This is a genomic window from Streptomyces sp. NPDC059456, from assembly GCF_042750055.1.
Lineage (GTDB): Bacteria > Actinomycetota > Actinomycetes > Streptomycetales > Streptomycetaceae > Streptomyces.
On record NZ_JBHYVA010000225.1, the window covers coordinates 1 to 11,589 of the forward strand.

The 11,589-nt window shown below is 72.1% G+C and carries 9 protein-coding genes; 5 read left to right on the forward strand and 4 right to left on the reverse strand.

Annotated features, from left to right (window positions below; all coding sequences use genetic code 11):
* Positions 1 to 232 precede the first annotated feature (232 nt).
* Complete coding sequence (glgB, locus tag ACFXA3_RS20570) at positions 233 to 2,542, forward strand: 1,4-alpha-glucan branching enzyme (RefSeq protein ID WP_385188635.1); 2,310 nt, start codon at positions 233 to 235, stop codon at positions 2,540 to 2,542.
* On the opposite strand, the gene trxA is transcribed toward glgB, so the two are convergent.
* Positions 2,532 to 2,879 (reverse strand): thioredoxin, encoded by a 348-nt coding sequence (gene trxA, locus ACFXA3_RS20575; protein ID WP_385188637.1) that lies wholly within the window; start codon positions 2,877 to 2,879, stop codon positions 2,532 to 2,534. The genes glgB and trxA overlap by 11 nt on opposite strands.
* A 17-nt stretch (positions 2,880 to 2,896) precedes the next feature.
* On the reverse strand, positions 2,897 to 3,292 hold the full coding sequence (locus tag ACFXA3_RS20580) for a MerR family transcriptional regulator (protein WP_376192458.1): 396 nt from the start codon (positions 3,290 to 3,292) through the stop codon (positions 2,897 to 2,899).
* A gap of 263 nt (positions 3,293 to 3,555) precedes the next feature.
* Between ACFXA3_RS20580 and ACFXA3_RS20585 the strand changes: the two genes are divergently transcribed.
* The gene (locus ACFXA3_RS20585) at positions 3,556 to 4,248 is read left to right on the forward strand and encodes a helix-turn-helix domain-containing protein (protein ID WP_385188639.1); all 693 of its coding nucleotides are present in this window, start codon (positions 3,556 to 3,558) and stop codon (positions 4,246 to 4,248) included.
* 10 nt (positions 4,249 to 4,258) lie between these two features.
* Here ACFXA3_RS20585 and ACFXA3_RS20590 read toward each other — a convergent pair whose 3' ends face one another.
* A complete protein-coding gene (locus tag ACFXA3_RS20590; protein WP_385188641.1) occupies positions 4,259 to 5,284 on the reverse strand; it encodes an ATP-dependent 6-phosphofructokinase in 1,026 nt (341 codons plus the stop codon).
* A gap of 272 nt (positions 5,285 to 5,556) precedes the next feature.
* On the opposite strand from ACFXA3_RS20590, the gene pta reads away from it, so the two are divergent.
* The 3 genes from pta (at position 5,557) to pyk (ending at position 10,425) form a co-directional block, all read left to right on the forward strand.
* On the forward strand, positions 5,557 to 7,650 hold the full coding sequence (gene pta, locus ACFXA3_RS20595; protein WP_385188642.1) for a phosphate acetyltransferase: 2,094 nt from the start codon (positions 5,557 to 5,559) through the stop codon (positions 7,648 to 7,650).
* Between the two features lie 64 nt (positions 7,651 to 7,714).
* Positions 7,715 to 8,932, forward strand: a complete 1,218-nt coding sequence (locus ACFXA3_RS20600) for an acetate kinase (RefSeq protein ID WP_385188644.1) — start codon at positions 7,715 to 7,717, stop codon at positions 8,930 to 8,932.
* Positions 8,933 to 8,994: 62 nt separating this feature from the next.
* Positions 8,995 to 10,425: a pyruvate kinase gene (gene pyk, locus ACFXA3_RS20605; RefSeq protein WP_385188645.1), complete on the forward strand. Its 1,431-nt coding sequence runs from the start codon at positions 8,995 to 8,997 to the stop codon at positions 10,423 to 10,425.
* Between the two features lie 100 nt (positions 10,426 to 10,525).
* Here pyk and ACFXA3_RS20610 read toward each other — a convergent pair whose 3' ends face one another.
* Positions 10,526 to 11,425 (reverse strand): hypothetical protein, encoded by a 900-nt coding sequence (locus tag ACFXA3_RS20610; RefSeq protein WP_385188647.1) that lies wholly within the window; start codon positions 11,423 to 11,425, stop codon positions 10,526 to 10,528.
* Between the last annotated feature and the right edge of the window lie 164 nt (positions 11,426 to 11,589).

The following is an 11,589-nucleotide window of genomic DNA, read 5'->3' on the forward strand; positions in this document are numbered from 1 at the left end:
CCGGGGGGTCCGGCCGGCCCCGGCGCGCCCCCGGGCCCGCCGCCCGCCCGGGGCCCCCCCCCCGCCCGGGGACGGGTCCCGCCGCGGGACCCGGGCCGGGGCCGGGCGCCGGGCCCTCCGCCGGGCCCTCCGCCGGGCCGTCCGCCGGGCCCGGGCCGGGCTCCGGTCCCGGCGAAGGCTTCTCCTCCCTCTCCCCGCACCCCCGCCCGCAGCCGCCTAGGAGGCCGCACACGTGAGCCCCGCCCGTCAGTCACCGTCGACCACCCCGCCGTCCACGGCTCCGGCACGGGCCGCGGACCGCGGAGCGCCCGCCCCCGCGGCGGTGCGCAAGGCCCCGCCGCCGCGCGCCGAGCGGGCTCCCGCACACGGGGTACGGCCGGCGCCCGCGCTCGGCGCCGGGGAACGGGCCCGGCTGCTGGAGGGCCGCCACCACGACCCGCACGGGGTGCTGGGCGCCCGGACCCGGCGCGACGGCGTGGTCTTCCGCGTGCTGCGCCCGTACGCCACGTCGGTCACGGTCGTCGCGAAGGGGCTGCGGGCCGAGCTCCTCTCCGACGGCGACGGGCTGTTCTCGGGGCTGCTGCCGCTGACCGGCGTGCCGGACTACCGGCTGCTGGTCACGTACGACGGCGACGAGATCGAGGTGCACGACCCGTACCGGTTCCTGCCCGCGCTCGGCGAGCTGGACCTGCACCTGATCGGCGAGGGCCGGCACGAGGAGCTGTGGACGGCCCTCGGCGCCCGGCCGATGGAGCACCAGGGCGTGGCCGGCACCCGGTTCACGGTGTGGGCGCCGAACGCCCAGGGGGTGCGGGTCACCGGGGACTTCTCGTACTGGGACTCGACGGCGTACCCGATGCGCTCGCTGGGCGCGTCCGGGGTCTGGGAGCTGTTCCTGCCGGGGGTGGGCGAGGGCGCGCTGTACAAGTACGACATCACCCGCCCGGACGGCGGCCACACCCTGCGCGCCGACCCGATGGCCCGCGCCGCGGAGGTGCCGCCGGCCACCGCTTCGGTGGTCACCGCGTCGCACTACGCGTGGCAGGACGCGGAGTGGATGGCGCGCCGCGGGGCCCGCCCGCCGCACCAGGCCCCCTTCTCGGTGTACGAGGTGCACCTGGCCTCCTGGCGGCCGGGGCTCTCCTACCGGCAGCTGGCCGAGCAGCTGCCCCCGTACGTCAAGGAGCTGGGCTTCACGCACGTGGAGCTGATGCCCGTCGCGGAGCACCCCTTCGGCGGCTCGTGGGGGTACCAGGTCACCGGGTACTACGCGCCGACCTCGCGGATGGGCGGTCCGGACGACTTCCGGATGCTGGTGGACGCGCTGCACGGGGCCGGGATCGGCGTGATCGTCGACTGGGTGCCGGCCCACTTCCCGCGCGACGAGTGGGCGCTCGCGGAGTTCGACGGGCGGCCGCTGTACGAGCACCACGACCCGCGGCGGGCCGCGCACCCGGACTGGGGGACGCTGGAGTTCGACTACGGCCGCAAGGAGGTCCGCAACTTCCTCGTCGCGAACGCCGTGTACTGGTGCCAGGAGTTCCACGTGGACGGGCTGCGCGTGGACGCGGTGGCCTCGATGCTCTACCTGGACTACTCGCGCGGCGAGGGCGAGTGGGCGCCGAACGAGCACGGCGGCCGGGAGAACTGGGACGCGGTGGCGATGCTCCAGGAGATGAACGCGACGGTGTACCGGCGCTGCCCGGGCGTGGTGACGATCGCGGAGGAGTCCACGGCCTGGGAGGGCGTGACCCGGCCGACGGACGCGGGCGGGCTGGGCTTCGGGCTGAAGTGGAACATGGGCTGGATGCACGACACCCTGCGCTACGCGTCGAAGGACCCGGTGCACCGCAAGTACCACCACCACGACATGACGTTCGGGATGGTCTACGCGTACAGCGAGAACTACGTGCTGCCGATCTCGCACGACGAGGTGGTGCACGGCAAGCGCTCGCTGGTGTCGAAGATGCCCGGCGACTGGTGGCAGCAGCGGGCCATACACCGTGCGTACCTGGGCTTCATGTGGGCCCACCCGGGCAAGCAGCTGCTCTTCATGGGGCAGGAGTTCGCCCAGGGGTCGGAGTGGTCGGAGGCGCACGGACCGGACTGGTGGCTGCTGGACTCCTCGTACACGGCGGCCGCCGACCACCGGGGCGTGCGCGATCTCGTGCGCGACCTGAACCGGACCTACGCGGCGGCGCCCGCGCTGTGGGAGCGGGACACCGTGCCGGAGGGCTTCGGCTGGGTGGAGGCGGACGCGGCGGAGGACAACGTCTTCGCGTTCCTGCGCTTCGCGAAGGACGGCTCGCCGCTGTTGTGCGTGTCGAACTTCTCGCCGGTGGTGCGGCACGGCTACCGGATCGGCGTCCCGGAGGAGGTGCCGTGGTGGCGGGAGGTCCTGAACACGGACGCGGAGCAGTACGGCGGCGGCGGCGTGCGCCATCCGCAGCCCCTGCGGCCCGAGCCCGTGCCCGCGCAGGGCCGTCCGGCGAGCCTGCGCATGACGCTCCCGCCGCTGGCGACGGTCTGGTTCAGGCCGTGACGCCGGTGACCTCTTCGAGCTCCTGAAGCAGCTTGCGCTTGGCGCGTGCGCCGACCATCTGCTTCACGGGCTCGCCGTCGCGGAAGACGATCAGGGTCGGCATGGACAGCACCCCGTACCGGACGACGGTGGCGGGGTTGCCGTCCGCGTCGATCTGCACGACCTTGAGGTGGTCGGCCTGTTCGGCGGCGACGGCGGACAGCACGGGCGCGAGCTGCCGGCAGGGCCCGCACCAGTCGGCGGTGAACTCGACGAGGACGGGCCGGCCCCGCTCGGCGAGCACCTCCGTCCCGAAGTCCCGGTCGGTCACCTCGGCGACGCCCTTGGCGTGGATCATCTCTTCGTCTCCCCTTCTCACGGTCCGGTCATTTCACAGCGCGGCGCCGCCGCTTCCCCGGCGGCGTCCTCGGCGGCGGCGAGCTGCCGCGCGACCTGCTCCCGCACGTCGGCCAGCTGGCCGATCAGCCCGTCGAGCTCGGCGAGCTTGCGCCGGTACACGGCCAGGGACGCGGGACAGGAGTCCCCGGCGGGGTGGCCTGCGCGCAGGCAGTCGACGAACGGGCGGGTCTCCTCCAGCTCGAAGCCGAAGTCCTGGAGCATGCGGATCTGGCGCAGCAGCCGCAGGTCGTCCTCGTCGTACGTGCGGTAGCCGTTGCCGGCGCGGCGCGCGGGCAGCAGTCCGCGCGATTCGTAGTACCGCAGGGTCCGCGTGCTGGTTCCGGCCCGCTCCGCCAGTTCGCCGATTCGCATGGCCCGACCGTAAGCCTTGACGCCGACGTCAAGGCAAGGAGTGACGGCGGGTGGGCGGGGTGGGGGAGAACGGTGAACATCGTGCGCGGGGGGTATCGCGGCGGTCGGCGGGCACCGTAGGCTTGGAAGTGGATCTAGAGGCGCTCCGATTACCGGACGGTCGCCGGGAAACCCGCCCAAAGCGCCGAACTCCATAGGACGTTCCTACGAGTTCTGAGCTTGTTTGAACGGTCTGTAGTCGCCACGCCTTGGGCACTCCTACGGTGTGCCCTGTGCACTCCAGCCCTCCCTTCAATGCCCCCGCCGCGCGGCGCCTGCGCGCGGCCCTGGGCATGGCTCCCGGTCATGTCGCCTATGGCCTGCGCGCCCAGTACGGACTGATCGTCGAGCCCGAGACCGTGATGGCCTGGGAGCGCGGCGAGATATCGCCGACTTCCGCCGAGCTGACGGCGCTCGCGGGCGTGCTCTGGTGCGCCCCCGGCGAGCTGCTCGCCGAGCCCGTGACCCTGCGGGAGCACCGGATGGCCCGGGGCATGGCCGCGGACGAGCTGGCCCGGCGGATCGGGCTGGAGACGAACGCGTACCAGAAGATGGAGGACACCGGGCGCTGGAAGGGCAACGAACGGCAGTCCGTGGCCCTGGCGCAGGTGCTCGGGCTGTCGCTGGCGCAGTTCGTGGCGGCGACGGGCAAGCAGGAGGAGCTGGCGGAGATCCTGCGCAGCGCCGTGACCACGCGCTGGCAGGCGTACGTGAAGCCGCTGGCGAAGCTGCTGCCGGTGCCCAGGCAGCAGCTGGAGCCGGTCCTGGAGCGGCTGCACGGGGACTACCAGTCGAAGATGGTGGCCACCTTGAGCTGGGGCGGCGCCTCGGGGGACGCCGCCACGGGCGACGCGGGCCGGGAGTTCCTGGCCGACATCGTGGCCCGCTTCTGGGCCTACGCAGGCGGCGCCCGTTAGACGCGGCCGGTCAGAAGACCGACTCGGCCTCGTACATGCGGTTCTCGGGGACCGTCTTCAGTTCGGTGACGGCGTGGGCCAGCGGGGCCATCACGATGTCGGTGCCGCGCAGGGCGGTCATGTTGCCGAAGTCGCCGCGGTGGACGGCCTCCACGGCGTGCCAGCCGAAGCGGGTCGCGAGGACGCGGTCGTACGCGGTGGGGGTGCCGCCGCGCTGGACGTGGCCCAGGATGACCGGGCGGGCCTCCTTGCCCAGGCGGTGCTCCAGTTCGACGGCGAGGCGGTTGCCGATGCCGGCGAAGCGCTCGTGGCCGTACGCGTCGATCGCGCCCTTCTCGTAGGGCATGGAGCCCTCGGCCGGGTGCGCGCCCTCGGCGACGCAGATGACGGCGAACTTCTTCCCGCGGGAGAATCGTTCCTCCACCATCTTCACCAGGGCGTCCACCTCGAAGGGGCGCTCCGGCAGGCAGATCCCGTGGGCGCCGCCGGCCATGCCGGACTCCAGGGCGATCCAGCCCGCGTGCCGGCCCATGACCTCGACGACCATCACGCGCTGGTGGGATTCGGCGGTGGTCTTGAGGCGGTCGATGGCCTCGGTGGCGACCATGACGGCGGTGTCGAAACCGAAGGTGCGGTCGGTGGAGGAGATGTCGTTGTCGATGGTCTTCGGCACGCCGACGACCGGCATCCCGGCGTCCGACAGCATCCGGGCCGCGGTCAGGGTGCCCTCGCCGCCGATCGGGATGAGCGCGTCGATGCCGTAGCGCGTCGCCAGTTCGTGCGCGTTCTCGGCGGCTTCGTGCAGTCGCGCGCGCTCCATGCGGGCTGAACCGAGAATCGTGCCGCCGCGGGCGAGAATGCCGCTGACGGCGTTGATGTCGAGAGGGCGGTGGTGGCCGTCAAGGAGGCCCTTGAAGCCGTCCTCGAAGCCGATGACTTCGTCGCCGTGGCCGACGACGGCGCGGTGCACGACCGAACGGATGACAGCGTTCAGGCCCGGGCAGTCGCCGCCTGCGGTGAGAACTCCGATACGCATCGTGCTGTGTCTCCTGCTCCTGGTCGTACCGGGCCGTACGCGTGCGGGCGGACGGCCGTACATCTGAAGGCGTCACGGTGAAGCCTGTCCGATTGTTCCACGGGCCGGCGGAACGGTGCGTTCCGCGGTGCTCCGCACCTCGACCTTCCGGCCCTTCCCGACGGGTCTTTCCCGGCGGGCGCCCTATCTGGCCACCGGGGTATTGTCAAGAGGCCAGGCCCACCCCAACGGGGAAAACAGCAACTATCCACACGATGGGACGGAGAACCCGCGTGACGCGCAGCGTGTACGTGACCGGTATCGAGCGGGGGGACGGCCGGCAGGTCGTCGAGCTGGGAATCATGGAGCTGCTGACCCGCCAGACGGCGCGGGTCGGCGTCTACCGCCCGTTGCTCCACGATGCGCCGGACCGGCTCTTCGACCTGCTCAGGGCCCGCTACCGGATCGAGCAGGACCCCCGGACCGCGTACGGCATGGAGTACCACGAGGCCTCCGCCATCCTGGCCGAGAAGGGCATCGACGAGCTCGTGTCCCGGCTGGTGGACAGCTACCACCAGGTCGCCCGCGACTACGAGGTCATGCTGGTCCTCGGCACCGACTACGCCGATACGAACCTCCCCGACGAGCTGGCGCTGAACGCCCGCCTCGCCAATGAGCTGGGGGCCGTCGTGGTGCCCGTCGTCGGCGGCACCAAGCACCCCGCCGAGGCCGTGCGCGCCGAGGCCCAGAGCGCCTTCCGCGCGTTCGAGAGCCTCGGCTGCCACGTCGTCGCGATGATGGTCAACCGGGTGGCCGCACAGGACCGGGACGCCATAGCCGAGCGGCTGGCCGCCCGGCTGCCCGTCCCCTGTTACGTGCTGCCGGACGACAAGTCGCTCTCCGCCCCGACCGTCGCCCAGATCACCCGGGCGCTCGGCGGCGAGGTGCTCCTCGGCGACGACGCCGGGCTGGCCCGCGATGCCGTGGACTTCGTCTTCGGCGGCGCCATGCTGCCGAACGTGCTGAACGCCCTGACCCCCGGCTGCCTGGTCGTCACCCCCGGCGACCGCGCCGACCTGGTCATCGGGGCGCTGGCCGCGCACGCCTCCGGCACCCCGTCGATCGCCGGTGTGCTGCTGACCCTGAACGAGCGGCCGGGCCCGGCCATCCTGACGCTGGCCTCGAAGCTGGCGCCGGGCACGCCGGTGGTGTCGGTGGCCGGCAACAGCTTCCCGACCGCCGCCGAACTGTTCTCGCTGCAGAGCCGGTTGAACTCCGCGACCCCGCGCAAGCTGGAGACCGCGCTCGGCCTGTTCGAGCGGCACGTGGACACCGCCGAGCTGCGCGGGCTGCTGTCGGTGGCCCGCTCCGAGCGCGTCACGCCGATGATGTTCGAGCACGAGCTGCTGGAGCGGGCCCGCTCCGAGCGGCGCCGCGTGGTGCTGCCCGAGGGCACCGAGGAGCGGGTGCTGCGCGCCGCGGACGTGGTGCTGCGCCGCGGCGTCTGCGACCTGACCCTGCTGGGCGACGAGCAGGCGATCCTGAAGAAGGCCGGCGACCTGGGCGTCGACATCTCGGGCGCCCAGCTCATCGACCCGGCGACCTCCCCCCTGCGGGAACGCTTCGCCGAGTTCTACGCGCAGGCCCGCGCCCACAAGGGCATGACCGTCGAGCTGGCCCTCGACGTGGTCGCCGACGTCAACTACTTCGGCACCCTGATGGTCCAGGAGGGCCTGGCCGACGGCATGGTCTCCGGCTCGGTGCACTCCACCGCCGCGACCATCCGCCCCGCCTTCGAGATCATCAAGACGAAGCCCGACGCGTCCATCGTCTCCTCGGTCTTCTTCATGTGCCTGGCCGACCGGGTCCTCGTCTACGGCGACTGCGCGGTCAACCCGGACCCGGGTGCCGAGCAGCTCGCCGACATCGCCGTGCAGTCGGCGGCGACCGCGGCCGCCTTCGGCGTCGAGCCGCGGATCGCGATGCTCTCGTACTCGACCGGCACCTCGGGCAGCGGCGCGGACGTCGACAAGGTCCGCAAGGCCACCGAGATCGTCCGCGCGCAGCGCCCCGACCTGGCCGTCGAGGGCCCGATCCAGTACGACGCCGCCGTCGAGCCCTCGGTCGCCGCGACCAAGCTGCCCGGGTCGGACGTGGCCGGCCGTGCGAGCGTGCTGATCTTCCCGGACCTGAACACGGGCAACAACACCTACAAGGCCGTGCAGCGCTCGGCGGGCGCCGTCGCGGTCGGCCCGGTGCTCCAGGGACTGCGCAAGCCGGTCAACGACCTCTCCCGCGGCGCGCTGGTGCAGGACATCGTCACCACCGTGGCGATCACCGCGATCCAGGCGCAGGGCGCGCGGGCCGTGCCGGGCCCGAGCGCCTGACCCCGCCGCCCGGACCCCGCCGAGCCCCCGCCCGATCCCCCACCCCGAAGGAAAGACCCTCATCGTGACCACCGCATCGCGCGTACTCGTCCTCAACTCCGGCTCCTCGTCGGTGAAGTACCAGCTGCTCGACATGGCGGACTCCGCCCGCCTGGCCGTCGGCCTGGTGGAGCGGATCGGCGAGGGGACCTCGCGGCTCGTCCACGAACCGCTGACCGGCCCGGGTGCCGAGGGCGGCAGGCGCGAGCGGCTCGGCGCGATCGCGGACCACGGGGCGGCGCTGCGGGCCGTCGCGCGGGAGCTCGCCGCCGACGGGCTGGGCCTGGACTCCCCCGAACTGGCCGCCATCGGGCACCGCGTGGTGCACGGCGGGACCCGGTTCACGCAGCCGACGGTGATCGACGACGAGGTGCTGGCGGAGATCCGGAGCCTGATCCCGCTCGCCCCGCTGCACAATCCGGCGAACGTGACCGGCATAGAGGTGGCGCGCTCGCTGCGCGCGGACCTGCCCCAGGTGGCGGTCTTCGACACGGCGTTCCACTCGACGATGCCGGAGTACGTGGCCCGGTACGCGATCGACGCCGCGACGGCGGACAAGTACGCCATCCGGCGGTACGGGTTCCACGGCACCTCCCACGCGTACGTCTCGCGGGCGACGGCGGCGCTGCTGGGCAGGCCGGTGGAGGACGTGAACGTGATCGTGCTGCACCTGGGCAACGGGGCCTCGGCCTCGGCGGTCCGCGGCGGGGCGTGCGTGGAGACGTCCATGGGCCTGACCCCGCTGGAGGGCCTGGTCATGGGGACGCGTTCGGGCGACCTGGATCCGGCGGTCGTCTTCCACCTGGCGCGGGTGGGCGGCTTCTCGGTGGATGAGATCGATTCGCTCCTGAACAAGAAGAGCGGTCTGCTGGGCCTGTGCGGCGACAACGACATGCGCGAGGTGCTGCGGCGGGCGGGCGAGGGCGACGAGTCGGCGCGGCTCGCCTTCGCGGCGTACGTACACCGCCTGAAGAAGTACATCGGCGCCTACTCGGCCGTCCTCGGCCGGGTGGACGCGGTGGCGTTCACGGCGGGGGTCGGGGAGAACGCGCACCAGGTCCGGGAAGCTGCCGTGGACGGCCTCGCGGAGCTGGGGCTCGCCCTGGACCCGCAGGCCAATGCGGTGCGCTCCCCGGAGCCGCGGCTGGTGTCGCCGGACGACGCACGGGTGGCCGTCGCCGTGGTGCCGACGGATGAGGAACTGGAGATCGCCACCCAGGCGTACGCATTGGTTACCGGCTAGTCACTTGGACTTTCCACCAGACGGAATATTCCGCTACGAAACAAACCGATAGGATCCGCTCCATGCGCCGTTCCAAAATCGTCTGCACGCTGGGCCCCGCCGTCGACTCGTATGAGCAGCTGAAAGCGCTCATCGAGGCAGGTATGAACGTGGCCCGATTCAACTTCAGCCACGGATCCCAGGCAGAACACCAGGAGCGGTACGACCGCGTCCGGAAGGTCTCCGAGGACACCGGGCGCGCGGTCGGCGTCCTCGCCGACCTCCAGGGCCCCAAGATCCGTCTGGAGACCTTCGCCGAGGGTCCCGTCGAGCTGGTGCGCGGTGACGAGTTCACCATCACCACCGAGGACGTCCCGGGCGACAAGTCCGTCTGCGGCACCACCTACAAGGGCCTGCCGGGCGACGTGACCAAGGGCGACCAGGTCCTGATCAACGACGGCAACGTCGAGCTGCGGGTGACCGAGGTCGACGGCCCCCGGGTCAAGACCATCGTCATCGAGGGCGGTGTCATCTCGGACCACAAGGGCATCAACCTGCCGGGTGCCGCCGTGAACGTCCCGGCACTGTCGGAGAAGGACGTCGACGACCTGCGCTTCGCCCTGCGGATGGGCTGCGACATGGTCGCCCTGTCCTTCGTCCGCGACGCCAACGACGTCAAGGACGTCCACAAGGTCATGGACGAGGAGGGCCGCCGGGTCCCCGTCATCGCCAAGGTCGAGAAGCCGCAGGCCGTCGAGAACATGGCCGCCGTGGTCGACGCCTTCGACGCGGTCATGGTGGCCCGTGGCGACCTGGCCGTCGAGTACCCGCTCGAGAAGGTCCCGATGGTGCAGAAGCGGCTCATCGAGATGTGCCGCCGCAACGCCAAGCCGGTGATCGTCGCGACCCAGATGATGGAGTCGATGATCACCAACTCCCGCCCGACGCGCGCGGAGGCGTCCGACGTCGCCAACGCGATCCTCGACGGCGCGGACGCGGTCATGCTGTCGGCCGAGTCCTCGGTCGGCGCCTACCCGATCGAGACCGTCAAGACGATGTCGAAGATCGTCTCGGCTGCCGAGGAGGAGCTCCTCTCCAAGGGCCTCCAGCCGCTGGTCCCGGGCAAGAAGCCGCGCACCCAGGGCGGCTCCGTCGCCCGCGCGGCCTGCGAGATCGCGGACTTCCTCGACGGCAAGGCGCTCATCGCCTTCACCCAGTCCGGGGACACGGCCCGCCGCCTGTCGCGCTACCGCGTGACCCAGCCCATCCTCGCCTTCACCACCGATGTCAACACCCGCAACCAGCTCACGCTGAGCTGGGGCGTCGAGTCGTACATCGTCCCGCACGTGGACACCACCGACGCGATGGTCGACCTGGTGGACGGCGAGCTGTCCAAGCTGGGCCGCTACAACGACGGCGACACCATGGTCATCACCGCCGGCTCGCCCCCCGGCGTCCCGGGCACGACCAACATGGTCCGCGTCCACCACCTGGGCGGCCGGCCCCAGGCCTGACCCGGCCCCGTGTGACTCTGCCGCACAGAGACCGAGGGCGGCACCCCGGATCCCGGAAGGGATGCGGGGTGCCGCCCTCGGTGCGTTGCGGCAGGTGCGGCTACTCCGGCGGACCGACGTAGTTGTGCAGGCCCGGAACCGTGAGGTTGCCGCCGAACTGGCCGGCCTGGACGACCTTGACGTTCGTGAAGAACGCGAACGGGACGTTCAGCGGCGGCGGGCTGTTCGGGGTGAACTCGATCGGGATCAGGCCGAAGAGGTTGCCCTTGAGGCTCTCGGTGTACATCGTCACCGTGCCGCCGCGGATCTTGGACGTCGAGCCGGGGCGGGACTTCAGGTGCGCGACGTTCCCGGTCGTGCCGACCGTCTGGTACAGGTCCTTGATGTCCAGCGAGTCCGCCGTGAACTTCAGGACCTTCTTCGTCTTGCCGCCCGCCGTCTTCACCTCGACGATGCCGTGGTAGTCCAGGCCGTAGAGGGTCAGCAGCGAGCTGTCGAGGTACCAGGGCTCGTCCGGCAGGAGCGGGATGCCCGGCTCCATCTCGGCGTCGGCCAGGGCCTTCGCGTCGTACGTCGGGCAGGGGAAGGGCTGCTTCCCGTCCGCGTCCTTCGACTCCTCGGGCTTGGGCTCGTCCTCGTCCGCGGTCTTGCCCGTCTCGTCCTTCGGGGACTTCGCGGTGTCCTTGACGTCCTGGGGCAGTTCCTTGACGTCGACGCCGGCCTTCTTCGCCGCGTCGCGGATCGCGTCCGCGGACGGGTCCGGGGCGGGAGCGGCGGGAGCGGACGGGGGCGTCGTCGCCGTCTTGGACGGTGCGGGCGCCGGTGTCTGGGCGGGCGCGGGCGTGGCCGGAGCCTTCAGCGGGGCCGTGATGCCGTCGACGACGCCCTTGAGCTTGTCGCCGAGGCCCAGCGGGTCCAGCGGGTTCGCGGCCTTGGACGCCGACGGCGTGGCGGCCGGAGCCGGGGCCGACGGGGCGGTCTGCTTCGACTGGGTGCCCACCGCGGACCCGGCCGGGGTGCCGGCCGACGGCTTCGCGGCCGGCGGGGTGACGCCGGGCTTCGGTGCCTTCGACGCGCCGGGCGAGGGGGTCGCGGTCGGCGACGAGCTCGGCGAGGGCGAGGTCGAGGTGGAGGGGCTCGGAGAGGCCGACTCCGCGGGTGCGT

Bases quoted from the DNA above. Each gene is read 5' to 3' on its own strand.
- pyk (WP_385188645.1), top strand. From the start codon at position 8,995: ATGCGCCGTTCCAAAATCGTCTGCACGCTGGGCCCCGCCGTCGACTCG.
- trxA (WP_385188637.1), bottom strand. From the start codon at position 2,879: ATGATCCACGCCAAGGGCGTCGCCGAGGTGACCGACCGGGACTTCGGG.
- ACFXA3_RS20590 (WP_385188641.1), bottom strand. From the start codon at position 5,284: ATGCGTATCGGAGTTCTCACCGCAGGCGGCGACTGCCCGGGCCTGAAC.
- ACFXA3_RS20580 (WP_376192458.1), bottom strand. From the start codon at position 3,292: ATGCGAATCGGCGAACTGGCGGAGCGGGCCGGAACCAGCACGCGGACC.